The 22,525-nt window shown below is 67.9% G+C and carries 23 protein-coding genes; 5 read left to right on the top strand and 18 right to left on the bottom strand.

The genetic code is table 11. The features are described 5' to 3' along the window. Positions 1 to 12 precede the first annotated feature (12 nt). Genes ACN6PJ_RS05675 through ACN6PJ_RS05665 form a run of 3 tightly spaced genes read left to right on the top strand, consistent with a single transcriptional unit; the run spans position 13 to position 2,387 of the window. Positions 13 to 840, top strand: coding sequence for an SDR family NAD(P)-dependent oxidoreductase (locus ACN6PJ_RS05675; protein WP_427994921.1), 828 nt, complete (start codon positions 13 to 15; stop codon positions 838 to 840). Positions 841 to 863: 23 nt separating this feature from the next. Continuing rightward, a complete protein-coding gene (locus ACN6PJ_RS05670) occupies positions 864 to 1,376 on the top strand; it encodes a carboxymuconolactone decarboxylase family protein (RefSeq protein ID WP_427994920.1) in 513 nt (170 codons plus the stop codon). A gap of 45 nt (positions 1,377 to 1,421) precedes the next feature. After that, on the top strand, positions 1,422 to 2,387 hold the full coding sequence (locus ACN6PJ_RS05665) for a tripartite tricarboxylate transporter substrate binding protein (protein ID WP_427994919.1): 966 nt from the start codon (positions 1,422 to 1,424) through the stop codon (positions 2,385 to 2,387). A gap of 27 nt (positions 2,388 to 2,414) precedes the next feature. On the opposite strand, the gene ACN6PJ_RS05660 is transcribed toward ACN6PJ_RS05665, so the two are convergent. After that, positions 2,415 to 4,226 carry a hypothetical protein gene (locus tag ACN6PJ_RS05660; protein ID WP_427994918.1) on the bottom strand — a complete coding sequence of 604 codons (1,812 nt, stop codon included), beginning with the start codon at positions 4,224 to 4,226 and terminating at the stop codon, positions 2,415 to 2,417. A gap of 231 nt (positions 4,227 to 4,457) precedes the next feature. On the opposite strand from ACN6PJ_RS05660, the gene ACN6PJ_RS05655 reads away from it, so the two are divergent. After that, complete coding sequence (locus ACN6PJ_RS05655) at positions 4,458 to 5,045, top strand: GrpB family protein (RefSeq protein WP_427994917.1); 588 nt, start codon at positions 4,458 to 4,460, stop codon at positions 5,043 to 5,045. 7 nt (positions 5,046 to 5,052) lie between these two features. On the opposite strand, the gene ACN6PJ_RS05650 is transcribed toward ACN6PJ_RS05655, so the two are convergent. From ACN6PJ_RS05650 to ACN6PJ_RS05585, 14 genes are all read right to left on the bottom strand, one after another. After that, positions 5,053 to 5,232 carry a hypothetical protein gene (locus ACN6PJ_RS05650; RefSeq protein ID WP_043543579.1) on the bottom strand — a complete coding sequence of 60 codons (180 nt, stop codon included), beginning with the start codon at positions 5,230 to 5,232 and terminating at the stop codon, positions 5,053 to 5,055. A gap of 199 nt (positions 5,233 to 5,431) precedes the next feature. Then, a complete protein-coding gene (locus tag ACN6PJ_RS05645) occupies positions 5,432 to 6,073 on the bottom strand; it encodes a hypothetical protein (RefSeq protein ID WP_427994916.1) in 642 nt (213 codons plus the stop codon). A 31-nt stretch (positions 6,074 to 6,104) separates the two neighbouring features. After that, a complete protein-coding gene (locus ACN6PJ_RS05640; protein ID WP_081955023.1) occupies positions 6,105 to 6,737 on the bottom strand; it encodes a helix-turn-helix domain-containing protein in 633 nt (210 codons plus the stop codon). A gap of 86 nt (positions 6,738 to 6,823) precedes the next feature. Next, positions 6,824 to 7,750: an N-carbamoyl-D-amino-acid hydrolase gene (locus ACN6PJ_RS05635; RefSeq protein ID WP_427994915.1), complete on the bottom strand. Its 927-nt coding sequence runs from the start codon at positions 7,748 to 7,750 to the stop codon at positions 6,824 to 6,826. After that, positions 7,747 to 9,201: an N-acyl-D-amino-acid deacylase family protein gene (locus tag ACN6PJ_RS05630; RefSeq protein WP_427994914.1), complete on the bottom strand. Its 1,455-nt coding sequence runs from the start codon at positions 9,199 to 9,201 to the stop codon at positions 7,747 to 7,749. The genes ACN6PJ_RS05635 and ACN6PJ_RS05630 overlap by 4 nt, the downstream gene beginning before the upstream one ends. 12 nt (positions 9,202 to 9,213) lie before the next feature. Beyond that, the gene (locus ACN6PJ_RS05625; protein ID WP_427994913.1) at positions 9,214 to 10,218 is read right to left on the bottom strand and encodes an ABC transporter ATP-binding protein; all 1,005 of its coding nucleotides are present in this window, start codon (positions 10,216 to 10,218) and stop codon (positions 9,214 to 9,216) included. 8 nt (positions 10,219 to 10,226) lie between these two features. Continuing rightward, positions 10,227 to 11,240 carry an ABC transporter ATP-binding protein gene (locus tag ACN6PJ_RS05620; protein ID WP_427994912.1) on the bottom strand — a complete coding sequence of 338 codons (1,014 nt, stop codon included), beginning with the start codon at positions 11,238 to 11,240 and terminating at the stop codon, positions 10,227 to 10,229. A gap of 8 nt (positions 11,241 to 11,248) precedes the next feature. Beyond that, complete coding sequence (locus ACN6PJ_RS05615; RefSeq protein WP_427994911.1) at positions 11,249 to 12,124, bottom strand: ABC transporter permease; 876 nt, start codon at positions 12,122 to 12,124, stop codon at positions 11,249 to 11,251. A gap of 12 nt (positions 12,125 to 12,136) precedes the next feature. Next, a complete protein-coding gene (locus ACN6PJ_RS05610) occupies positions 12,137 to 13,072 on the bottom strand; it encodes an ABC transporter permease (RefSeq protein ID WP_427994910.1) in 936 nt (311 codons plus the stop codon). Positions 13,073 to 13,124: 52 nt separating this feature from the next. Beyond that, positions 13,125 to 14,696 carry an ABC transporter substrate-binding protein gene (locus ACN6PJ_RS05605; RefSeq protein ID WP_427994909.1) on the bottom strand — a complete coding sequence of 524 codons (1,572 nt, stop codon included), beginning with the start codon at positions 14,694 to 14,696 and terminating at the stop codon, positions 13,125 to 13,127. A 53-nt stretch (positions 14,697 to 14,749) separates the two neighbouring features. Further along, complete coding sequence (locus ACN6PJ_RS05600) at positions 14,750 to 16,195, bottom strand: M81 family metallopeptidase (protein ID WP_427994908.1); 1,446 nt, start codon at positions 16,193 to 16,195, stop codon at positions 14,750 to 14,752. A gap of 122 nt (positions 16,196 to 16,317) precedes the next feature. Further along, positions 16,318 to 16,719, bottom strand: coding sequence for a RidA family protein (locus tag ACN6PJ_RS05595; RefSeq protein ID WP_427994907.1), 402 nt, complete (start codon positions 16,717 to 16,719; stop codon positions 16,318 to 16,320). 25 nt (positions 16,720 to 16,744) lie between these two features. Then, entirely contained in the window at positions 16,745 to 17,881 is a 1,137-nt protein-coding gene (locus tag ACN6PJ_RS05590) for an NAD(P)/FAD-dependent oxidoreductase (protein ID WP_427994906.1), read from the bottom strand. A gap of 179 nt (positions 17,882 to 18,060) precedes the next feature. After that, on the bottom strand, positions 18,061 to 18,432 hold the full coding sequence (locus ACN6PJ_RS05585) for a tRNA-binding protein (protein ID WP_427994905.1): 372 nt from the start codon (positions 18,430 to 18,432) through the stop codon (positions 18,061 to 18,063). Positions 18,433 to 18,591: 159 nt separating this feature from the next. On the opposite strand from ACN6PJ_RS05585, the gene ACN6PJ_RS05580 reads away from it, so the two are divergent. Next, the gene (locus tag ACN6PJ_RS05580) at positions 18,592 to 19,191 is read left to right on the top strand and encodes a nitroreductase family protein (protein ID WP_427994904.1); all 600 of its coding nucleotides are present in this window, start codon (positions 18,592 to 18,594) and stop codon (positions 19,189 to 19,191) included. An 83-nt stretch (positions 19,192 to 19,274) separates the two neighbouring features. Here the strand turns inward: ACN6PJ_RS05580 and ACN6PJ_RS05575 are convergent, their stop codons facing one another. The 3 genes from ACN6PJ_RS05575 to lpoB all read right to left on the bottom strand — a co-directional run bounded on the left by ACN6PJ_RS05575 (position 19,275) and on the right by lpoB (position 22,508). Then, positions 19,275 to 20,210 carry a hypothetical protein gene (locus ACN6PJ_RS05575; RefSeq protein ID WP_427994903.1) on the bottom strand — a complete coding sequence of 312 codons (936 nt, stop codon included), beginning with the start codon at positions 20,208 to 20,210 and terminating at the stop codon, positions 19,275 to 19,277. Between the two features lie 269 nt (positions 20,211 to 20,479). Continuing rightward, positions 20,480 to 21,832, bottom strand: coding sequence for a CsgG/HfaB family protein (locus tag ACN6PJ_RS05570; RefSeq protein WP_427994902.1), 1,353 nt, complete (start codon positions 21,830 to 21,832; stop codon positions 20,480 to 20,482). 61 nt (positions 21,833 to 21,893) lie between these two features. Next, complete coding sequence (gene lpoB, locus ACN6PJ_RS05565) at positions 21,894 to 22,508, bottom strand: penicillin-binding protein activator LpoB (RefSeq protein WP_427994901.1); 615 nt, start codon at positions 22,506 to 22,508, stop codon at positions 21,894 to 21,896. Positions 22,509 to 22,525: the final 17 nt, after the last annotated feature.

Raw genomic sequence — 22,525 nt, 5'->3', positions numbered from 1 at the left:
GGGGGGCGGGCGATGAATACATGCGGGCAAGCGGGCGCGGGCGCGGGGCGCCTGGCAAACAAGGTGGCGCTGGTTTTCGGGGCGGGCTGCGTCGGACCGGGATGGGGCAATGGGCGCGCGATCGCCGTGCGCTTCGCCCAGGAGGGCGCGGTGGTGGTGGCGGCGGACAAGCGGGCCGAATCGCTGCCGGAGACGCTGGCGCTGGCGGGCGAGTGCCGGTCGCGCATCCACACCCATCTCTGCGATGTCGGCGACGCGGCCCAGGTGGCGGCGCTGGTCGATGCGGTGGTCCAGCGCCATGGCCGGATCGACATCCTGGTCAACAACGTGGGCGGGCCGGTCCCGGGCGGCCCGGCCGCCCTGTCGCAAGCCGATTGGCACAGGCAGCTGGACCTGAACCTGACGTCGGTCTTCACGACGTGCCGGCACGTCCTGCCCATCATGGAGGCGCAGGGCGCCGGCGCGGTGGTCAATGTGTCTTCGACCTCGGCCATCCGCTGGACAGGCGCGCCGCAGGTCGGGTATGCCGCGGCCAAGGCCGGCGTGATGCAGTTCGGCCGGGTGGTGGGCGTGGAGTACGCCGCAAAGGGCGTGCGCATCAATACCGTCCTGCCGGGTCAGCTGCATACGCCGCTGGTGGACGCTTTCCTGGCGGGCCAGCAGACCGGGGGCGATATCGAGGCCCTGCTGGAACGGCGGCGGCGGCGCATTCCGCTGCCGCTCTCCGGGGACGGCCGGGATACGGCCAATGCCGTGCTCTTCCTCGCCTCGGACGAGGCGAGGTTCATCACGGGGACCGAGCTGGTGGTGGACGGGGGCATGAGCGCCCGCTGCGACTGAAGATCAATCAAAGGGAAATCACGATGGCGCGCATTGACTACGCGGATATCACCAAACCGGAAACGAAGCCGCTGGTGGAACGCATCGAAACGGAACGGTCCGGCCTGCCGAATCTTTACCGGATGCTGCTCAACAGCCCTCCGGTGGCGCAGGGCTGGCTGGCCTATCTCACGGCGATACGGCAGCAGAGCGGCCTGCCGGCCAGGCTTCGGGAGATGCTCATCCTGCGCGTGGCGGTGCTGAACCAGGCCGACTACGAGTTCGAGCAGCATCTGCCCATCGCCGTGCAGGCGGGGTGCTCCCCGGCCCAGCTGGCCGGGCTGAAGGCCGGCGACTTCGCGCCGCTGGGCGCGGCAGAGCGCGCGGCGATGGCGTATTGCGACGAGATGACGCGCGAGATCCGGGTCCGGGACGCCACGTTCGCGGCGGTGCGCAAGGCCTACGACGACAAGGAAATCGTGGAGATCACGGCCACCGTGGCCGCCTACAACATGGTGTCGCGCTTTCTGGAGGCGATCCAGATCGATCACGAATGAACGGCTCGCTTGAAGGCCGGTGAACAACGAGACAGGGAGACAAGCATGCATAGCTTCAAAGGATTGCGCGGCGCGTTCGCGTCCATCGCTCTGGGCCTGGCCTTGGGCGCACCGGCACAGGCCGGCTTTCCGGAAAAACCGGTGCAGTTGATCATTCCGTTCGCGCCTGGAGATACCGACCAGATGCTGCGCCCCATTACCGAGAAGATGGGCCAGTACCTGGGACAGCCCATCGTGATGAACTACAAGCCCGGCGCGGGAGGCGGCATCGGCGCGGCCTACACGGCATCCGCCCCGGCCGATGGCTACACCATCGTCGGGAGCTCGCCCGGGGCGCTGGTGGTGGTGCCGCTGGCCAACAAGGAGATCAAGTACACGACGGACTCGTTCGCGCCCGTGGCCGCGATCTCGCTGGGCGGCATGATGATCGTGGCGTCGAGCAAGTCCAGGTACAAGACGCTGGCCGACGTGGTGGCCGACGCCAAGGCGCGTCCCGACGGCGTTTCCTACGGCACGTCGGGCGCCATGGGTATCAGCCATCTGCTGGGCGAGACTTTCGCGTCCGAGGCCGGGATCCAGCTGCGCCACATTCCTTTCCAGGGCAGCGCGCCGGCGGTCACCGCGCTGCTGGGCGGGCACACGGATATCGCCGTGTCCGCCGTGGGCCCGGCCCAGGCGCACATCCAGTCGGGCGGCCTGCGGCCCCTGGCCATCTTCAGCAGCAAGCGGCTTGCCGCCTATCCGGACGTCCCCACCCTGCGCGAGCTGGGCTATGACGTCGGCAGCCCGACCATCTACGGTCTCATGGCGCCCAGGGACACGCCGCCCCAGGTGATCGATACCCTGTACCAGGCCGCCCGCAAGGTCGTCGCCGATCAGGGCGGCGAGGTGAACAAGACGCTGGGAACGATAGGCGCGGAGGTCAGCGTGCTGAGTCCGCAGGAGTACGGCGCCTATCTGCGGGAGCAGCGGGCGCTGTTCTCCAAGGCGATCGGCCTGATCCGCGAATAGGCGGCCACCGGCCGCCCGGGAGCGGCGCTATCGGCAATCCCGCGAATAGCCGCAGCGCAGCTGGTCGGGGAAGTCCGCTCCGGCGGCGCCGTCGGCCAAGCCCTCCGGCACGTTCCAGGCGATGAGCCGCGCGCCGTCGGCGCTTCCGACCTTGCGGGCGTAGATCCACAACCTGTCGCCTTTCCAGGAGAACGCCATGGCGCTGACGCTCTCGCTCTTGGGAAGGCGCAGATTGAGCAGGGGCTTTCCTTCCGCCATGTCCAGCACGGTGACGGCGTTGTCGGAGCCCCCCACCGCGAGCAGCCGGCCGCGGGCGGAGCGGGCCAGGCTGGAGGTGTAGTTCGCGGCCGGTGTGTCCACGTCGAACCGCGCCCGTCCGGTGGACAAGTCCACGACCCGGAACCGGCGGGCGTCGTTGCCATGGATCGTCGCCAGCGCCCAGTTGCCCGGCAGGCTGCCGAAGAACAGGTTTTCGGTCGAGGCCTTGGCGCTGCGGGCCACGCGCGCGGTGCCGGGGTCGATGCCGTAGGCGCCGCGGTCGGCGGACCAGAACAGGCCGTCGCCGAAATGGATGCGGCGGCTGTGCGCCCGGGGCATAGCCCGCTCCAGGACGTCGTCGACCTGGCTGCGCAGCGCGCCGTTCCATGTATGCCGGCTCCATTCGCCCTGCGGCGAAAGGACGAACAGACTGTCGCTTGCCCGGACGGCGACGCCGCCCGCCGGACGCGCGGTCCAGCCATTCGCGGGCCAGTAGGAAAGATCCGGCGGCAGCGCATGGGAAACGGACTCGCCCTGTCCGGGGCGCCACGCCAGCACCGCGCGGGCGCCGTCGCTTCCTATGCTGCTGCCCCAGACCATGCCGCTCGCGTCAATCTTCAGGTTGAATGCCGGGCCGAACTCGGGCGCCGCGTCGCCCCGCTCCACGGTATCGCCTTGAGGCAGGTAGCGGTGGGATGCGCTGCCGGAGGCCAGGAGGCTGCCGTCGGGCAAGGCAAGCAGGCTCCAATCGTGATTGTCGTAGCGCCGCAGCATCGATTCGTCGGCGGGCAGTTCGGTCCCCGGCAGCGAGGCCTCCGGCAGCGATGCGCTCCGGACCACAGGGACCGCGGCCGCGCCCGCGCCGAGGCCATAGGCGTCGAAGTAGCCTTGCATGATCCGATCCGCGTCGGCGGACGGCAGGGCCTGCATGCCTTGGGCGAATCCCGCCACCGCGCGCTCCAGCGCAGGGTCGGCGCGGGAGGAAGACTCGGTCTTGCGCTCGATGTGCGGATAGGGAACGCAGGTCACGCCCACCATGCAGCTGAACAGCTTGAATTGGCGCGATACCGAAGTGGAGGTGCCGCCGAACCAGACCAGCGTCATGGGGCTGCGGCCCGCCATGGGGGAGATGTCCATGACCGTGCCGTAGTCCTTTTGCGCGGGCCGGGATTTGGCCTGTTCGCGATGGAACGACCAGCGCGGAATCGTTTGCGCGAAAAAAGGCGCCTGCCTGATGGTCTCTGCCGCATGCTCGGATTGCGCGGCAACGGCCTGGGCGAAATCCGCGCGCTCGGCTTCGGTGATGACGCCCGCACGCAGCGCCTGGTCCAGGACCGGCGCCGCGGCTTGCGATGCCTGGCGGCTCAGGGCGTTCCGCAGCGCGGGATCGCGCATTGCGCTGATCCGCGCCCAGTAGGATTCCATGCGGGACAAGGCCGCGCTGTCGTCGCGCCATTGAAAGCCGCGCTGGCCAGGCGATGCCAGGTCTCGTTCCAGGCTGCCCTTCACCGCGTCATAGGGCTGAGGAATCAGGTAGTAGAGGCCTTGTTCGTAGGCGGCGCCAGGCTTCGGCCGCATCATTATCGGCGCAGCGTCTGCAGCCGGGGATATTAGTATCGCGGCGGCCAGTCCTGCCGACAGCCATGCTGCGGCCCGATGGCTGCTCTTGGGAGGGGTGTCCGTCACTGCGCGGCTTTGAGGGCGATGAAGAGGACCCGATTGTAGATCGGCTTGAGGAGGGGCGGTCCTTGTCGCGGGCCAGGCAGGGGCGTAGCCTGTTTCGGTATGCTGCCCGCCAGGAGGACCCGTTGCATGGCCACGCCCGAACAGATCATGAAGCACTACGACGCCGATCCCGACGTGGATCCATGGGTCCGCGCCAGGCCGGCGCCCGCGCCCGTCGAAGTCGTTCCCTACGATCCCGAATGGCCCAAGCGCTACGGCGAGCTCGAGGCGCGGATACGCGAGGCGCTGGGGCCGTCGGCGCTGGGCGTCGAGCACGTGGGATCGACGGCGGTGCCGGGCCTGGCGGCCAAACCCGTGATCGATATCGATCTCACGGTGGCGGATCCGGCGCGCGAAGACGCGTACGTCCCGGCCTTGCAGGCGATCGGCTATGTCCTGGCGCTGCGGGAGCCTTCCTGGCACCAGCATCGCCTGCTGCAACTGGACGAGCCCAAAGTGAACCTGCACGTGTTCGGCCCGGACTGCCCGGAGAATATCCGGCACCGGATGTTCCGGGACTGGTTGCGCGGCCATGACGAGGACCGCGATCGGTATGCCCGCGCCAAGCAGGTCGCGGCGGGGGGCATGATGGAGGTAATGGCGTACAACAAGCGCAAGGAAGCGACGGTGCGGCAGATCTACGAACGCATGTTCCGCGCGGCCGGCTTCCTGTGACCGGCGCTCACGCCCCCGGCAGCATGTAGCGCGCGGACACGGCGAGGATCCGCTGGGCGGATTCGCGCAGCAGGCGCGCTTCGCGGTAGGCCTGCAGCGATACGACGGCGTCGTAGCGGCGGGAGCTGCGCGGGCCGGCGAGCAGCGCCGGGCGGCGGGTCAGAATCGGGGATATCAAGCGTTGCATGTCTGGATCTTCCTGCGGGCGCCAGGCCCGGTATCTATGGCTGGCATCGTAAGCCGGCCTCGCGCGCGCGCCAACGATTTCCCTTCTATATGGATATCCGGGGGGTTCCCCGGGAGTTCTCCGGGGCTTGCGCGCATTGCGCCGCCAGTATCGCCGGCGCATATGACAGTCTGATGCCAGCGCCGGGCAGGGGGGGCGCCTACATGCGCGCGGACGCGATGCCCGCGACCCACACCCAGCGCCCGCCGCGCAGTTCGAAGTCGTAGGTCATGGCGTCGGACGGCATGTGCAGGAACGGCGCGAACCAGACGCGCACGCGGCCGGGCGCCTGGACGTCCCAAAGCGAAACGCCGCCAATGGGGCTGGCGGGAGACAGGCCCAGCATGGAAATATAGGCTTCCTCCCGCGGGCTTTCGCCCTCGGGCTCGACCGGCCATTCGCCCAGCTCCTTGCCGCCCGAGTAGAAGACCAGCCCCGTGGCGAACGGATCGGCGGCGTCGCCGCCGAAGCGGGCGATATTGAGCTGGCCCATGCCGTCGTCGGAGCGGGCGCACAGGACGCGCTCGAACAGCGCGAGCAGGGCCTCTTCCTGCGCAATGCCGAGACGGCCGCGCATCAGCGTGGAGACCGGGGCCTGGCCCTCGACGCAGTGGCGCGTTTCCAGCAGCAGGCCGCGCCCGGTGCGCTGGACGGAGTCGTCGCGCTTGGCGCCGCTCAGCATGCCGCCGATGTCGCGCAGCACGGATTGCCGGCCGGACGATTGCGCGAAGGAAGAAGAGCCGGCCGTCAGGCCGGCAATGATCAAGGCCCCGCAAAGGGCCGACGAGAGGGGGATGCGCATTGCCGTGTTCTGTCGCGTTACCGATGGGGGGTCAGGATGCCTTCAGGCGCGAAGGCACTTCGTCCGTGTCGCTGCAGACGGCCAGCACCTCCGCCGGCTTCTTGCTGAGCGACAGGTAGACGTGCCCGATGCTGCTGTCGAAATAGGCGGTCTCGAGCTTGCCCAGCACGACGCTGTCGCCGTTTTCGAACTGGATGCGGACCTTGCCGGACAGCACCACGGCGAACTCCTGGCCCGGGTGCCGGATGTAGTCCTCGAATTCCACCACCTCGCGCGCATCGATCAGGGCGAACATGGGCGTCATTTTCTTGCCGGGGTATTCGCCCATCAGCAAACGGTAGTGATAGTTTTCCGTGACGTAGTCGCGGGCGTCGCCCAGCTTGTTCTTGACGAAGGTGGGGGCGACGGCGGCCTGGGGAGCGTCCCCCAGCATGAACATGCGGGTCATGTCGATGTCCAGCGCCCGCGCCAGCGCGGCGAATTTCTCGTAGCTCAGGGCGATCTGCCCCAGCTCCGCCTTCGAGAGCGTCGACACTGCGATGCCGCTGGCGCGGGATACTGCCTGCAAGGTCAGTTTCCTTGCCTTGCGCTCGGCGCGCAGGCGAGCGCCCATTTCTTCCTTGCCCACGATCTCGGGCGGGGAGGTATTGCCGGATAGGGCCATGTAGCGGTCTGGCATCAAGGGTTGAGGGCTGGGGCAGGGCCCGCAAGCCCCGCCGCGTGTATGCCGGATTGTAAGGGGTGAGCGGGTCAGGCGGGAGGCAGGGCGCCGGTGCGCTCGACGATCATTCCGTAGTGCTCCGGACGCCGGTGGGCGGCGAAGTTGAAGATGTTGGCTCGGTAGTGCTCCGACACCGACAGGTCGCAGACGAAGTTGATGACCTCGTCGTCCTCGGAGAACGCTCGCACCATGACCTCTCCGGTCGGCGCGACGATGCATGAGCCGCCGATCATCGGGTTGCCTTCCTCGACGCCGGCCTTCGCGGCGGCGGCGACCCAGCAGGCATTCTGGTAGGCGCCCGCCTGCAGGGACAGCAGATGGTGGTGCATGCGCAGGTGGATCGGCTCGTTCCACTGGACGTAGCCGGAAGGCGTGTTGTAGCCGGCCATGACGACCTCCACGCCCTGCAGTCCCATGACGCGGAAAGTCTCGGGCCAGCGCCGGTCATTGCAGATGCACATGCCGATGGCGGCGTCGGGCGTGCGCCAGACCGGAAAGCCCAGGTCGCCGACGGCGAAATACTTTTTCTCCAGGTGCTGCAGCGCGGCGCCGTCGCGCGCCTGGGCGTCGCCGGGGATATGGATCTTGCGGTATTTGCCGACGATGCCGCCGTCGCGCCCCACCAGGATGCTGGTGTTGTATTGCCTGCCGTCGGCCAATTCGGCATAGCCCAGGTAGAAGCCGATGCCTTTCTCGCGCGCCGCGTCGAACAGCGGGCGGGTCAGGGGGCCGGGCATTTCGGTTTCGAAGAACGCCTGCACCTCCGCGGGATCGTCCAGCGACCAGCGGGGGAAGAAGGTGGTCAGCGCCAGTTCCGGAAAGGTGACCCAGGCGGCGCCCCGCCCATGGGCGTCCTCGAGCAGGTCGAGCAGGCGGCGCACGACCTGGGCGCGGGTGTCGTTGCGCTGGACGGGGCCCAGCTGCGCGACGGCCAGGTGGAGCTTGCGCGCGCTCATGCCGCGCTCCGGTTCAGCACGCGGCCGGCATGCTCGCCGGTGAACGCCTGGTCCCGCCAGACCGGCGCGCCGTTGACGTAGACGGAATGAATGCCCGCAGCCCGTTCCGTGGGGCGCTCGAACGTGGCGGAGTCCGCCACGGTTTCCGGGTCGAAGACCACCAGGTCCGCGAAGTAGCCGGGCTGCACCTGGCCCCGTTCGGCCAGGCCGAACTTGGCGGCGGTCAGGCCGGTCATCTTCCAGACGGCGGTTTCCAGCGGGAAGAGCCCCAGGTCCCGGGAGTAATGCCCCAGCACGCGCGGGAAGGTGCCCCAAAGCCGCGGATGAGGGCGCTCATCGTGGGGCAGGCCGTCCGAGCCGATCATGGTGGGACCGAACGCCAGGATGCGCTGGACGTCGGGCTCGTCCATCATGAAGTAGATGGCGCCGGCGGGTTGCAGTTCCTGCACCACGTCGTACTTGGACTTGCCCCGTTCCGCGGCGACCTCGTCCAGGTCGCGCCCGCTCAGTTCCGGGAAGGGCTTGCACCAGGTGATGAGGGTGCGCCCCGCGAGGAGAACGCGGTCCTGCTTGAGCATGGTGGATCCCGCCACGTAGGGATAGGCGTCCAGCGAGATGTCCTGCGCGGCCATGGCGGCTTCGATCAGACGCAGCGTTTCCTTGGACCGCCCGAAATTCGGCTTGCCCATGACCTTGTGGTGGGAAATGACGACGGGCACGCCCAGTTCCCGGCCGATGCGGAAGGTTTCCTCCAGGGCCGGCACGATGTGCTCGCCTTCGTCGCGCATGTGCGTGGCGTAGATGCCGCCGCGCGTGCCGAGCGGACGGCACACTTCGATGATTTCCTCGGTGCTGGCGCTGGCGGCTGGAGGATAGAACGTGCCGGTGGAGATGCCGATGGCGCCGCTGGCCAGCGCGTCGTCGGCCAGCGCCTGCATGGCCTGGATTTCGGCGGCCGTGGCTTCGCGCTTCAGGTCCGGCATGACCGCGGCGCGCAGCGTGGAGTGGCCGACCATGCATGCGGCGTTGACGGCGGCGGGCGCGGCGCGCAGGGCGTCGAGATAGTCCGAGAACCGCTCGAAGCGGTAGGAGCCTCCTTCGTCCAGCAGGTCCAGCGGCGCGGGCGGGCTGGCATGCGCCAGCGGCGCCAGGCTGATGCCGCAATTGCCGGTGACGACCGTCGTGACGCCCTGCGAGATCTTGGGCGTCATGTCGCGGTGCTTGAGCAGGTAGTTGTCGTCGTGCGTATGCGAGTCGATGAATCCTGGGGCGACCACCTTGCCGGCGACGTCGATGCGCCGGCCGGCGGCGCTGCCGCTCAGGTCGCCCACCGCGGCGATCCGGTCGCCGCGCACGCCGACGTCGGCGCGGCGGCCGGGGGCGTTGGTGCCGTCGATGACGGTGCCGCCGGCGAGGATGTAGTCGAATGGGGTGGAATCGGGCTGGGCCATGCGTATCTCCGGCTAGGCAAAGTGACAGGCGACCTGCTGTTCAGGGGCGATGTGACGGGGCTGCGGGGTTTCTTCGGCGCAGCGCGGCTGGGCCATGGGGCAGCGGGTGCGGAACGCGCAGCCCGAGGGCGGAGACAAGGGGCTGGGGATTTCGCCCTTCAGCACCTCGACCGGCGTGCGTTCTCCCTGGCGCGCGGACGGCACCGCCGCCAGCAAGGCGCGGGTATAGGGGTGGGCGGGACGCCCGAATATCGCATCGCGCGTGCCGGTCTCCACGATCCGGCCCAGGTACATCACGGCGACCCGGTGGCTGATGTGGCGCACGACGCTCAGGTCGTGCGAAATGAAGACGTAGGTCAGGCCCATGTCGCGCTGCAGGTCCATCAGCAGATTGATGACCTGGGCCTGGACCGAGACGTCCAGCGCCGATACCGGCTCGTCGCAGACGATCAGCCCCGGGTCCAGCGCGAGCGCGCGCGCGATCACGATGCGCTGGCGCTGCCCGCCCGAAAATTCATGGGGATAGCGGTCGGCGGCGTCGGGCCGCAGGCTGACGCGGGTCAGCAACTGGGCGACGCGTTCGCGGATCGCGGCGCGGCTATGGCCGAAGTTGCGCAGGGGCTCGCCGACGATGTCGCGCACCCGCATGCGCGGGTTCATGGAGGAAAACGGGTCCTGGAAGATGAACTGCATCCGCTGGCGCATGGCGCGCAGCTGGCGTCCGTTCATCGCCGCCAGGTCGTGCCCTTCCAGGAGAATGCGGCCTTCGGTGGGCTCGGCAAGCCGGACCAGGCACTTGCCGGTGGTGGATTTGCCGCAGCCCGATTCGCCGACCAGGCTCAGCGTCTGGCCGCGCCGGACCGACAGGGACACGCCGTCGACGGCGCGCAGTACTTTCGCTCCGCCGGCGCCGTCCACGGGGAAATGCTTCTTGAGGCCGATGACCTCCAGCATGGGTATCGCGTCGGGGGCGGGCGCGGACACGGCGGGAGCAAGGGGAATGTCGTGCAGGTTCATGGCGGGTCTCACGCAATCATGGCGTTGGTCGCGGGCGCCGTCTCCGCCTCGCGGGCCCAGCACCAGACCCGGTGCCGGCTGCCGGCGTCGACGGCGGGCGGAGCGGCCTCGCTGCAGCGAGGCTGGGCCTGGGAGCAGCGCGCGGCGAAGGCGCAGCCGCGCGAGGCTGGCGTCATCACCGGCACGATGCCGGGCAGCTCGGCCAGCCGCGCGTCGTGGCCCTGGCCGTCGACGAAGTCGGGCAGGGAGCGGATCAGCGCCTGGGTATACGGATGCTGCGGACGGTCCAGGACGTCGTCCACGCTGCCTTCCTCCACTTTGCGGCCCGCGTACATGACGATGACGCGCTGGCACATCTGCGCCACCACGCCCAGATCGTGCGTGATCAGCACGATGGCGGTGCCCAGCCTGGCCTGGATGTCGCGCAGCAGGTGCAGGATCTGCGCCTGGATGGTGACGTCCAGCGCGGTGGTGGGCTCGTCGGCGATCAGGACCTTGGGCTGGCAGGCCAGCGCCATGGCGATCATGGCGCGCTGGCGCATGCCGCCCGACAGCTGGTAGGGATATTCGCGCACGCGGCGCGCGGGGTCGGATATCTGCACCAGGTCCAGCAGTTTTTCGGCCTGCGCCAGGGCCTCGCGGCGCGACAGGCCCTGGTGCAGCATGAGCGATTCGCTGATCTGCCTGCCCACGGTGAACACAGGGTTCAGGGAGGTCATCGGTTCCTGGAAGATCATCGAGATCCGATTGCCCCGGATCTCGCGCATGGCCTTCTCCGGCAGGGCGAGCAGGTCGCGTCCGTCGAACTCGATCCGGCCGCCCGCGACGCGGCCAGGCGCCCGCAGCAGGCGCATGATGGACAGCGACGTGACGCTCTTGCCGCAGCCGGACTCGCCGACCAGGCCCAGGGTTTCGCCGGGCAGCAGGTCGAACGACAGGCCGTCCACGGCGACCACCGTGGTGTCGTCGCCGTCGAAACAGGTGGTGAGTTCGTGCACGCGCAAGACAGGTTGGGTTTGCATGTGCGCTCCTACAGCTTTTTGGCCAGGCGAGGGTCGAGCATGTCGCGCAGCCCGTCGCCCACGAGGTTGACGGCCAGCACGGCCACGCCCAGGAACAGGCCCGGATACAGGATGATGTGGAAGGCCACGGCCACGAAGTTGCGGCCTTCGGCCATGATGTTGCCCCAGCTGGGGGTCTGGGGCGGGATGCCCACGCCCAGGAAGCTCAGCACGGCCTCGGTCAGGATGGCCGACGCGGCGATGAAGGTGGCCTGCACCATCAGCGGCGCGAAGAGGTTGGGCAGGATGTGGCGCAGCAGTATCGCGGGCACGCGGGTGCCGGAGGACACGGCCGCCTCGATGTAGGGTTGTTCGCGGATCGTCAGGACCAGGGCGCGCACCAGCCGGACGACGCGGGGGACTTCCGGAATGACGATGGCGATGATCACGGTGCCCAGGCCGCCCTTCAGCGTGGCCATCAGCGCGATGGCCAGCAGCACGCCCGGGATGGCCATCAGGCCGTCCATGATGCGCATGATGAACGCGTCCAGGCGGCGGAAATAGCCGGCCGCCATGCCCAGGGCGACGCCGCCCACGGTGGCCACCACGGCCACCACGACGCCGACCACCAGCGAGATGCGGGCGCCCCAGATGGTGCGCGAATACACGTCGCGGCCCAGGGCGTCGGTGCCGAAGAAATGCTCGGACGAGGGCGGCTTCATGCGCGCCATCGGGTTGATGTCCTGCGGATCGACCGTGGCGAGCCAGGGGGCGGCCAGCGCGATCGCGGCCAGGGCCAGCAGGATGGCGCCGCCCACGTACAGCATGGGGTGGCGGCGCAGGGACTTGAGGACCCGGCGGTAGCGCGGGCGCCGGGAGGACAGCGGCAGGGTAGCGGTAGTCATGCGTGTCCCCATTCAGTAGCGGATGCGAGGATCGAAGAGCCGGTAGCTCAGGTCGACCAGCAGGTTGATCAGTACGTAAATGCCCGAGGCCACCAGCAGCACGCCCTGGATGACGGGGTAGTCGTGGCGCAGCACGGCATCGATGGTCAGGCGGCCCAGGCCCGGAATGGCGAACACCGTTTCGGTGACGACCACGCCGCCGATCAGCAGGGCGACGCCCACGCCGATGGTCGTGACGATGGGGTTGGCGGCATTCTTCAGCGCATGCCACACGACGGGGCCCGCCGACAGGCCCTTGGCGCGGGCGGTGCGGATGTAGTCCTCGGACAGGGCCTCCAGCATGGTGGCGCGCGTCATCCGGGTCAGCAGGGCCATGTAGACCAGGCCCAGCGACAGGCAGGGCAGCACCAGGTGGCGCAGATAGGGCGCTACGCCCGCGGCCAGCGGCTTGTAGCCCTGCACGGGCAGCCAGCCCAGCTTGATGGAGAAACCGTAGACCAGGCTGTAGCCGATCAGGAACACGGGCACCGAGAAGGCGCAGACCGCGCCGATCATCACCAGCCTGTCCAGCCAGCGGCCCGCGTTCCACGCCGCCAGCACGCCCAGCGGCACTGCCGCGATCACGGCGAACAGCATGGTGAATATGGCGATGGACAGCGTGGGGCCCATGCGTTGCCCGATCAGCTCGGATACCGGCATCTGCGTGGAGATGGAGGTGCCCAGGTCGCCGGTGGCGATATGGGCCACCCAGATGCCGAACTGCTGAAGCAGCGGCTTGTCCAGGCCCAGGTTCTGGCGGATTTTCTCCACGTCGTCGGCGGTGGCGTTGTCGCCCGCGATGACGGCGGCGGGATCCCCCGGCGACAGGTGGATCAGCAGGAACACCACGACCGCGACCACGGCCATGACGGGAATGACGGCCGCGATGCGGCGCAGGATGTATTTCACGCTGGTTTCCCCCAGGCTTGCGGCCAGGCGCGCGAGGCGCCCGGCGTCCGCCTTACGGTTTTTCGATGTTCCACATCACCGGGATGCCGGTCTTCAGCAACTCGGTGTGCTTCAGGCCGCGCACCGCGGATACGGGCTTGAATTCGCCGAACATGACGTACGGCACGGTCTGGTAGGCGCGCACCTGCATCTGGCTGGCGATGTCCTTGCGCTTGGCCGGGTCCGTTTCGCGGATCCAGCTGGTGCGCAGCGTGTCCAGTTCCTTGTCGCAGGGCCAGCCGGGCAGGCTGTTGCCGCAGGCGGCGGATAGCCAGGGGTTGGTCACCGGGGTGCTGGCGTCGTAGTAGCCGCCCCAGGTGAGGAACACGCTCCAGCCGCCTTTCTCGGGCGCGTCCTTCTTCAGCCGCCGCGCGGCCAGCGAGGCCCAGTCCATGGATTGCAGGTCGACATTGATGCCGGCCTTCTTCATGTTCTGCGTCAGCACCATGACGGCCGGCGCGCTCAGGTGGTCGGTCGGGTATAGGACCACGACCTTCTCGCCCTTGTAGCCGGCTTCCTGCAGCAGTTGCTTGGCGCGCGCCGGGTCGGCCTTGGCGTAGGGCGCCGCGCCGGCGTCGGTGGCCAGCGGCGAGCCGCAGACATAGAGAGTGGGGCAATAATCCACCCGGTATTTCTCCGGGTAGCCCATGGCCGACAGCATTTCCTTCTGGTTGACCAGGTGGTACAGCGCCTGGCGGGCGAGCGGATTGTCGAACGGCGGATGCAGCGAGTTGACGATGACCATGCCTTGCGACGCCACCGAGGTGCCCAGCGTGATGTCCGGGTTGGTTTCGAGGACGGGCAGGAAGTCCGGCGTGGTCTGCTCGATCATGTCGACCTCGCCGTTCATCAGCGCCGCGGTAGCCGTGTTGCCGTCCGGGATGTAGACCCATTCGACGCGGTCCACCTTGACGTTCTTGCCGCCGGCCAGCCCGTCGGCGGGTTCGGCGCGCGGCACATAGGCGGGGTTCTTCACGTAAACCACTTTGTTGCCGGGCACCCATTCGTCGCGCTTGAACAGGAAGGGGCCGGAGCCGACCATTTCCGTGACCTGCGTGTTCGGGTCCGTCATCGCCAGGCGCTTGGGCATGATGAAGGGCGGCATGCCGGAGGGCTTGGACAGGGCGTCCAGCACCAGGCCGAAGGGCTCCTTCAGCGTCAGCGTGAAGGTATTGTCGCCCGTGGCGGCGAGCTCGGCGCCGGCCGCCATCATGGCCTGGCCGAGCGTGTCCTTCTTCGCCCAGCGCTGGATCGAGGCGACGCAGTCCTCGGCCTTCACGGGCGTGCCGTCATTGAACTTCAGGCCGGCGCGCAGAGTGAAAGTCCAGGTCTTGCCATCTTCGGAGGCGGTCCAGGTGTCCACCATCTGGGGCTTGACCTGCCCTTTGCTATCCTGCGAGAACAAGGTGTCGAACACCATGTAGCCGTGATTGCGCGTGATGTAGGCCGTGTTGAACAGCGGGTCCAGCGTCTTGAGGTCCGCATGCGGCACCAGGCGCAGGGTCTTGGACTGCGCGAATGCGCCCGAGGCGGCGCCCATGGCCAGCAGCGCGGCTGCGCCCAGCAAACTGAAACGTCTGATCATTCTTGTCCCCTTGGTCATTCCGCCGCCCGTCCCGGGCGGCAATGGATGGCGCCTCATGCCGTGAACGGCCATTTCGGCAATTTGCGTTTGGTGTAAGGCAGCGCGTTGTAGTCCTGCGTGATCGCGCCCGGCGTCTCGACATAGATGACGTGGCGGCCGACTTGCGAGTACGAGGCGTAGAAGTGTTGCGACGACTTCACGATGATGAGCTTCATGGCCTTCAGGTCCACGCCGAACTGCGTGAACAGGTCGGTGCCCATGGCCTGGGTGCGGTTGGTGGTGAGCGCGAGAGTCACGCCCTGGCTGCGCACCACCGCGACGTCGCCCAGCAGCGCCGGCGTGCCTGCCAGCCCGGTCATGACGGCGTCGCGCTTGAGCGCCACGATTTCGCAATCCAGGTCCAGCGGCTGGCCGGACACCGGCGCCACCTTGCCGCCGATGCGCAGCTTGATCTGCGCGCCTTCGCCGGCCTCGAAACAGAGCTGCACGGCGACCGGGTCCCAGAAGGGGCCCGTCGCCACGTCGCGGATGCCGCGCGCCAGCACGCGCTCCAGGATGAAGGTGGCGTCGCTGGGCGCGCCGCCGCCGGCGTTGTCGGCGGAGTCCGCCAGCACCACCGGGAAGTCGTTCAGCGCCAGCGCCTGGTCCAGCGCCTCGTCGGCGTCGGGATAGGGAGGGGCCAGCCGGTCGCGAAAGCCGATGATCTCCTCGCCCAGCGCGCGCGCCAGCGCGTCGGCCCGGGCCTGGTCGCCGTCGGTGTATACCAGCACCTTGGAACCCATGTCAGGCGTATCGCCCCAGGGGAATCCATGCGCGATGGAAACGGACAGCACGCCTTCCTTGCCTTCCATGGCGAGCAGACGGTCCACGAAGCCGCGCATCGGTTCGCGGCTGGTGTGCATGATGGAAATCATCTCGCAGTCATACACGGCGCGTTTGGGCTGGATGCGGCCCTCGGCCCGCGCCACGCAGAGATCCACCAGGTCGTAGGCGCGATCCAGGATGTCGGTGTGGGGGTATTCCTTGAAACAGACCAGAAAGTCGGCGCTTTCCACCATGGCGTCCGTCATGTGGCAATGCGGGTCCAGTTCGGCGCCGATCACCGTGTCGGGGCCGACGATCTCGCGCGCCCGGCTCAGCAGGTCGCCTTCGCAGTCGTCGTAGCCGTCGGCGACCATGGCGCCGTGCAGGCCGAACAGGGCGATATCCACCTTGCCCGCGCGGCGCAGGTCCTCCAGCAGTTCGTCCCGCAAGGTTTCGTAGGCGTGGCGGGTCGTGATGCCGGCCGGCGTGGCGCCCGCCGTCATGCCCTCGATGAGCGTCCAGTCCCTGCCCTGCGCGCGCTGGCGCGCGGCCCAGAGCGGGCCCGAGAACATCTGCATGCGGTCGGGGTGCTGGCCCGCCGGATAGTAGCCGCGCGCGCGATAGGCGGACAGGCCCGTCGGAATGGGAGAGAAGGTGTTCGTTTCGGTCGCGAGGGACCCGGAAAATATTTTCATGCTGCCGCTCCGCGTGAAAGGTGGACGGGGCGCGGGCGTGGCCGCGCGCGCCGAGGAAAGAATGCGCCGCGCGGCGCCGGGGCCGCGCGGTGTGCCAGGCGATCGCGCCGCCCGGGGCCGGTTCAGGCCTCGGACACGGGGCCCGGCGCGCAAGCGCCGCCCAGCCAGGCCTGTACTTCGATTTCCACGTCCACGTCCAGGGCAAGCTTGGCCTCGACGGTAGAACGGGAGGGGAAGTCGGACGGGAAGCGGCTGCGGTAGGCCTCGTTGAATTGCGCGAACAGCGCCAGATCCGACAGCCACACCGTCACGCGCACCACATCCTTGAGCGTGGCGCCCGCCAGAGCCAGCGTTTCCTCGATTCGGTCGAGCGCGGCGTGGGTCTGGCCGCCGATGTCGCCGCGCACGACCTGGCCGTTCGCGTCCATCGGAATCTGCCCCGACAGGAACAGGAAGCCGCCCGCCTGGGTGGCGCGCGAAAACGGCAGGGGCAGGGAGCTGGGATAGCGGGTGATGGAGTTCATGGCGTGTCCGGATCGATGTGGAAGGTCAGCGCAGGCGCGCGGGGCGCACGGCTTCGGCGTCGACGCCGTGCGCGTGCAGGTGGGCGGGCACCGGCTGGCGCAGGAGCAGCGCGGCGGCGAGTTCGGAGGTCGCGGCGGCGGTCTGGATGCCATAGCCGCCCTGCGCCGCCAGCCAGAAAAAGCCCGGCGCGTCGTTGTCCCAGCCGACCACGAAATCGCCGTCGCGCACGAACGAGCGCAGGCCGGCCCAGGTGTGCTTGGGACGGCGGATGGTGAGCGAGGTGGCGGCTTCGATGCGGTAGATGCCGGTGGCGACGTCCAGCTCTTCGGGCACCACGTCGTGCGCGGCGACCGGGTCGGCGTTGGCGGGCGAGCCCAGAAGCTGGCCGGCGTCGGGCTTGAAGTAATAGCTTTCGTCGACGCCGACGACGGCGGGCCACTGGGAGAAGTCCACATCCTCGGGGCCGGAGAAGGTGAAAGCGGTGCGGCGGCACGGCTGCAGGCCCACGGGGCGCGCGCCGCACAGGGCGGCGGCGTGGTCCGCCCAGGCGCCGGCGGCGTTGACCAGCACGCGGGCGCGCAGGCGGCGGCCGTCCGCCAGGGCCAGCGTCCAGGCCTCGTCGGCGTGGGCGGCCGACACGACTTCGGCGTTGTTGTGCAGGACCGCTCCCTGCCGGACCATGCCGCGCAGGAATCCCTGGTGCAGGGCGTGCACATCGATGTCGCGGGCGTCCGGCTCTTCGATGGCGCCGCAGATCTGGTCGCCGCGCAGGCATGGCACGCGCGCGATGGCCTGGGTGGCGTCGATCAGCGTGACGTTGGGCGATTGGCTGTGGAGGTCGTCGAACACTTCCCGCAACAGGTCCTTCTGGTCGGGGGTGGCGACGTACAGCACGCCGCGCGGGCTGAGCAGGGGATGTTCGCTGAATCCCTGGGGCGGCTTTTCGTAGAAGGCGCGGCTGGCGCGCGTAAGCGCCTTGATCTGCGCGGTGCCGTACGTCTCCATGAACATGGCTGCCGAGCGGCCGGTGGAGTGATAGCCCGGCTGGGCCTCTCGCTCCAACACGGCCACGGACGCCGTGGCGCTCAGGCGGTAGGCCACTGAGGCGCCGGCGATGCCCGCGCCGATCACGGCGTAATCGTATAGGGGTTCTGCTGTCATTTTTGTCGGAAGCGAGAATTCTCTTATTTGATAATTCTCGAATACGATAGTTTCTGGACGGCAGACAGGTAATAGGGGAATGCCCTGATGGCGTGGAACGGAACCTCGGGCGGGCAGGGCGCCGGCGCGCGGGCTGGCGCGCCGGAATGCGGAAGGGGCGGAGAGCGCGCCCGCGGGCGTCAGGTCAGGCGCGTGCCATTGGGCACCTCGCCGTCGGGCACGCCAAGCACGATGCCGCCTTCGGCGTCCGCGAAGCCCAGCACCAGTACTTCCGACTTCACCGGGCCGATCTGGCGCGGCGGAAAATTCACGACGGCCATGACCCGTTTGCCGGGAAGATCCTGCAGTGCGTAGTGTGCGGTGATCTGCGCGGAGCTTTTCCTGAGGCCCACGCCCGCGCCGAAGTCGATCGTCAGTTTGTAGGCGGGCTTGCGCGCTTCGGGAAAGGCCTCCGCCGACCGGATCGTGCCGATGCGGATGTCGACCTTGAGGAAATCGTCGAAGGCAATGGCCGGGGCGGGAGGAGAGTCGGGGTCCTGCGTGAAATGCATGCGTGCTCCGCTATGTCGGGGATTCGCCGCATCAGTGGAACGGTTTGTTCCGTCCAAAATTGCGGTTTTATGGTCCGGGCATATGCTTTGCGCAATAGCCCGCCGGTAGAATTCATCCGTGCATTTTCCCCTATCTACCAGTCGGAAGGCTATATCGTTATGAGCAACGCTTATCTCGACGCTCTGAAGAAGCGTCGCACGCAGTATTCGCTGGGCCGCAACCTGTCGACCTCCAAGGAGGAACTGGCAACCCTGATCCAGGAAGCGATCAAGCACAGCCCCTCGTCCTTCAATTCGCAAAGTTCGCGCGCGGTGATCCTGTTCGGCGCGGAAAGCGAAAAGCTCTGGGACATCGCCATCGAAGAAGTGCGCAAGGTCGCGCCGGCCGAAGGCTTCGAGAAGACCGAGGCCAAGCTCAAGAGCTTCGCCGCCGGCGTGGGCACCGTGCTGTTCTATGAAGACCAGGACGTGGTGCGCAGCCTGCAGGAAAAGTTTGCGCTGTACGCCGAGAACTTCCCCGTCTGGTCCGAACAGGCGGGCGGCATGGCCCAGTTGTCGGCCTGGACGGCCCTGGCCAATGCCGGCGTGGGCGCCAGCCTGCAGCACTACAACCCGCTGATCGACGCCGCCGTGGCGCGCCAGTGGAATGTGCCGGCCTATTGGAAGCTGCGCGCGCAGATGCCGTTCGGCTCCAACGAAAACGGCTTCGGCGAAAAGCCGTTCATGGACGACGCCGAGCGCTTCCGCGTGGTGGGCTGACCGGCCTCCGTCTCTGAAATGCCCGCCTTCCCTCAGGAAGGCGGGCATTTTTTTTGGGTGGCTCCAAGCCTCCGGAGCTTTTCCTATCGTGACAGGCAACCCGGCGGCGTGATCTCTTCGGGGCCGTAGTTGATTCCGGGCCGCACGTCGAAGCCCGCGGCGCGGGCGGCGCATATCATCGGCGCCGTGCTCATTTCGTTGACCGCGCGGCTCAACTGCCAATACAGGTGCCCGGAAGAACGGGGGCCATCCAGCCACCACAGGTATTCCTCGGTCGCCATCATGCGTTTGAGCGCGGCGGGATCATGCCATTGCGCGCGCGGCAGCAGGGACAGGCGGTTCAGCTCGAAAAGCAGTTCGCGGTCCGCGGGAGACAGGCGCAGCGGAAATGCGGCGAGCAGCGCGGGATCGTAGGCCAGCGGTACGCTGGTGCGTTTGCCGGGGGCATCCAGCATGCCGGACAGGCTCACCCGCAGATCGGTGCCACGCAGGTTCAACGCGCCGCCCGCGCGGAAATACTCCAGCATGATGGCGCGATCATCCAGCGCCAGTTCCAGGACCTGCGGGCTCTTTTCCCCGTATTGGCGCGCGACCAGGGGGCGCGCCAGCGCCAGGTAGCGCACCGATTCGGCCAGGTCCGCGCCTCTTGCCAGGATCCGGTAGGCCGACAGCAGCGCGGCGTCGTCGATGGCGCGGCCCCCTTCATGCGCCTGCGCCACCAGGGTTGCCGCGCGCCAATAGATCTGCCCCCAGGTGGGGCCGCCTTTGACTTCGCGGCGATCGCCGATGTAGCGGGTGCCCGCCAGCAGGCCGATGGCGGCGTCCACATCGTTGCGTTCCATGGCGCGGGCTGCGGCGGCGTGCGTGCCCAGGGCGTTGAAATCGCCTGGAATGGTGGCGATGGCCTTGCCCGTCATCGCGACGAGGCCGCAGCCGCCCAGGCCGGCCAGCGGGGCCAGCGCAAGCGAGGCCAGCAGCAGCCGGAGCGCGGTTGCGCGCAGGCGGGCTGCGGAGAACATGCGGGTGCGGGGAAAGCGGCGAAGCGCCTGGCAGGGGGAGGGACTGCGTGGGGGCAAGGAGGCTGTCACGGATTCGGATGCATGAGGGCTTCGGGAGTGAAGGTGCCCGAAGTGTACGCAAGAATTCCGTGGACGAGACGGCCCGGGCCGCGCAGGCAGAGTCCTATTTTCCGCTTCCTTGTCCTGAAGCGGTCCCGGACCTGGGCAGGCATCGGGGCCGGCGCGCCCTCGGCACAGGCGTGCCCGCAGGCGGCCGGCCTGGCGGGACGTCAGAGAATGACGCCTCCGGCCGGGTCGATCTTCTGGTCGGACTTGGGAGGCGCGGCGCGTTTGGGCGGCGTCTTCTTGGCCGGCTCGGCGGGCGCTGCGGCCATCCGCGCGATCGAACCCTTGGCGATCGCTTCCAGCTGGCCGTTCACCAGGGCGCCGTAGGCCACTTTGGCCTTGATCTCGCCGATCTTGATCGAAGCGACCTTTTCCTCGGTGGCGCCCAGCTTCTCGCCGGTGTCGGGATCCACCAGCTCTTCGCCGGTCGCGTAGATGTCGTAGACCTGGCCTTCCTTCACGCTGCCCATGCCGCGGTTGATGATCACCCGGCCGTTCTGCACCGCCACGACCTTGGCGGGGTTCACGATTTCAATGATGTCGCCGACCATCTTGCCCTGGAACTGTTCCATGGCGGCGCTGATCTTGTTGCCGCCCGAGGCGAAGGAGGCCGAGTCCGACCATTTCACGGCGCGGGTCGCGGCCTCGACCAGCGTGTAGCGCACCGACGCGCGCGTGGATTGCGAGACTTCGCGGGTGGTTTCCCCGGTGAGGTCGATATTGTTCTCCTGGACCCGGGTCGACACGCTGGCCTGGGTCAGGTCGATGATCAGCAGGAAATCCGCGCCGGCCGCCTGGCCGAGCCTGGCGCGCTGCTGGTCGGACACGTTGTCGCTGGCCAGGAAGTCGTTTTCCTTTTCGAACGCGTCGTCGTTGGTGCGGTCCAGCACGGTGAAGCGCCCGCTCTTGACCAGCTTGTCGGTGACCGATTGCCGCATGTCGGCGGACAGCGCGCTGCGGCGCAGCTTGCCGGTCGTGACGATGGCGATGCTGTCGCGCTCGAGCTTGGGCGTCTTCGCCTGGTACTCGAACTTCTCGATGGTGACGGAGAGTTCGACCATGCAGCCCTTGCTGCCGCCGCATTCCTGCTTGGTCACGGAATAGCCTTTCACCTTGCCTTGCGCGCGCACGTCGTTGGTGCTGCCGACGCCGGCCTCGACCGTCGTCTTGCTGGACATTTCCGCTTGCGACGAGGCGTTGGCGTTCAGGCTCTGCTCATTGTTCGTGACCGCATCCTTGATCAGGCCGCTTTCCGTATTCTGTTCGGTGCGCTTGGCGTTGAGTTCGGCCGAGGCCTGGCCCTGCGCGTCCCGCTTGACCTGCACGTAGGCCTTGGGGCTGGCCGAGCGCGTGGCCACGGCCGCGCCGTTGACCTGCTTGATGGCGTTGCCCAGCGCCGATTCGACGGCCTGTTCAAAGGTATCGCCGTACCCGACCGCAGGCACCGTGACGTCCTCGGCGCTGGCCGTCTGGACGGCGCAGAACAGCGCCGTGCCCAACATCCATTTCTTCATCATGAATCTGCTCTCGAAAAAAAGACCGCCTGCTGCGGGCAGGCGGTCCATTCGTCCATGGCCCTTACCAGGTCACCGTGCGGTTGTCGCCGCGCTTGATGATGGCCTCTTCGCCTTCCCAATAGGCCAGCCCGTTGTCCAGGTTGGTCAGCGTCAGCTGGAAGTAGTAATCGACCTGCTGCATGCGGCTGTCGACGCGGTTATTGCGCTGCATGATCTTGCCCGAGAGCGAGAAGTCCGGCGCGACGACGCGGCCGTCCTTCTTCACCGTGGCCTGGTTCATCATCTTCGACCCCTTCAATGCCCGTGACTTGGCGGTCATCGCGTCTTCGGGGCCGTTCAGGCCCACGGCCGTCGTGATGACGAAGCGGCCCGAATTGAGCAGGCTCACGCGGATCTTCTTGGTCAGCTGATCGGTGTCGATGCGCTGCGCCGTATCGTTGGTGATGTTGGACATCGCGATCACGAAGCGTCCGCCCTGGGCGGCCTTCGGATGCACCATCAACGGCGAGTTCAGCATGTCGTTGACCATCTTGTTGGCGGCCGACTCGAAGTCCTTGTAGTCGAGGCCCATCACCGCGACCTTGTCGTTCTTCTGGTCGACGTATTGGGTCGTGGGGGCGCAGCCGGCCAGCGTCGCCGCCAGCAGCGCGGCCGAAAGAGAAAGCTTCAGGCTCATGGTTTTCCTTGTAGATC

It is taken from the genome of Achromobacter sp. (assembly GCF_050285585.1).
In the GTDB taxonomy this organism is placed as follows: domain Bacteria; phylum Pseudomonadota; class Gammaproteobacteria; order Burkholderiales; family Burkholderiaceae_B; genus Achromobacter.
The sequence above is the reverse complement of the archived record's forward strand: the minus strand, read 5'-3'. Positions and strand labels throughout refer to the sequence as shown.

Excerpts from the sequence above, each read along its gene's own strand:
- ACN6PJ_RS05675 (WP_427994921.1), top strand. The coding sequence starts at position 13 with ATGAATACATGCGGGCAAGCGGGCGCGGGCGCGGGGCGCCTGGCAAAC.
- ACN6PJ_RS05670 (WP_427994920.1), top strand. The coding sequence starts at position 864 with ATGGCGCGCATTGACTACGCGGATATCACCAAACCGGAAACGAAGCCG.
- ACN6PJ_RS05665 (WP_427994919.1), top strand. The coding sequence starts at position 1,422 with ATGCATAGCTTCAAAGGATTGCGCGGCGCGTTCGCGTCCATCGCTCTG.
- ACN6PJ_RS05660 (WP_427994918.1), bottom strand. The coding sequence starts at position 4,226 with ATGATGCGGCCGAAGCCTGGCGCCGCCTACGAACAAGGCCTCTACTAC.
- ACN6PJ_RS05655 (WP_427994917.1), top strand. The coding sequence starts at position 4,458 with ATGGCCACGCCCGAACAGATCATGAAGCACTACGACGCCGATCCCGAC.
- ACN6PJ_RS05650 (WP_043543579.1), bottom strand. The coding sequence starts at position 5,232 with ATGCAACGCTTGATATCCCCGATTCTGACCCGCCGCCCGGCGCTGCTC.
- ACN6PJ_RS05645 (WP_427994916.1), bottom strand. The coding sequence starts at position 6,073 with ATGCGCATCCCCCTCTCGTCGGCCCTTTGCGGGGCCTTGATCATTGCC.
- ACN6PJ_RS05640 (WP_081955023.1), bottom strand. The coding sequence starts at position 6,737 with ATGGCCCTATCCGGCAATACCTCCCCGCCCGAGATCGTGGGCAAGGAA.
- ACN6PJ_RS05635 (WP_427994915.1), bottom strand. The coding sequence starts at position 7,750 with ATGAGCGCGCGCAAGCTCCACCTGGCCGTCGCGCAGCTGGGCCCCGTC.
- ACN6PJ_RS05630 (WP_427994914.1), bottom strand. The coding sequence starts at position 9,201 with ATGGCCCAGCCCGATTCCACCCCATTCGACTACATCCTCGCCGGCGGC.
- ACN6PJ_RS05625 (WP_427994913.1), bottom strand. The coding sequence starts at position 10,218 with ATGAACCTGCACGACATTCCCCTTGCTCCCGCCGTGTCCGCGCCCGCC.
- ACN6PJ_RS05620 (WP_427994912.1), bottom strand. The coding sequence starts at position 11,240 with ATGCAAACCCAACCTGTCTTGCGCGTGCACGAACTCACCACCTGTTTC.
- ACN6PJ_RS05615 (WP_427994911.1), bottom strand. The coding sequence starts at position 12,124 with ATGACTACCGCTACCCTGCCGCTGTCCTCCCGGCGCCCGCGCTACCGC.
- ACN6PJ_RS05605 (WP_427994909.1), bottom strand. The coding sequence starts at position 14,696 with ATGATCAGACGTTTCAGTTTGCTGGGCGCAGCCGCGCTGCTGGCCATG.
- ACN6PJ_RS05600 (WP_427994908.1), bottom strand. The coding sequence starts at position 16,195 with ATGAAAATATTTTCCGGGTCCCTCGCGACCGAAACGAACACCTTCTCT.
- ACN6PJ_RS05595 (WP_427994907.1), bottom strand. The coding sequence starts at position 16,719 with ATGAACTCCATCACCCGCTATCCCAGCTCCCTGCCCCTGCCGTTTTCG.
- ACN6PJ_RS05590 (WP_427994906.1), bottom strand. The coding sequence starts at position 17,881 with ATGACAGCAGAACCCCTATACGATTACGCCGTGATCGGCGCGGGCATC.
- ACN6PJ_RS05585 (WP_427994905.1), bottom strand. The coding sequence starts at position 18,432 with ATGCATTTCACGCAGGACCCCGACTCTCCTCCCGCCCCGGCCATTGCC.
- ACN6PJ_RS05580 (WP_427994904.1), top strand. The coding sequence starts at position 18,592 with ATGAGCAACGCTTATCTCGACGCTCTGAAGAAGCGTCGCACGCAGTAT.
- ACN6PJ_RS05575 (WP_427994903.1), bottom strand. The coding sequence starts at position 20,210 with ATGTTCTCCGCAGCCCGCCTGCGCGCAACCGCGCTCCGGCTGCTGCTG.
- ACN6PJ_RS05570 (WP_427994902.1), bottom strand. The coding sequence starts at position 21,832 with ATGATGAAGAAATGGATGTTGGGCACGGCGCTGTTCTGCGCCGTCCAG.
- lpoB (WP_427994901.1), bottom strand. The coding sequence starts at position 22,508 with ATGAGCCTGAAGCTTTCTCTTTCGGCCGCGCTGCTGGCGGCGACGCTG.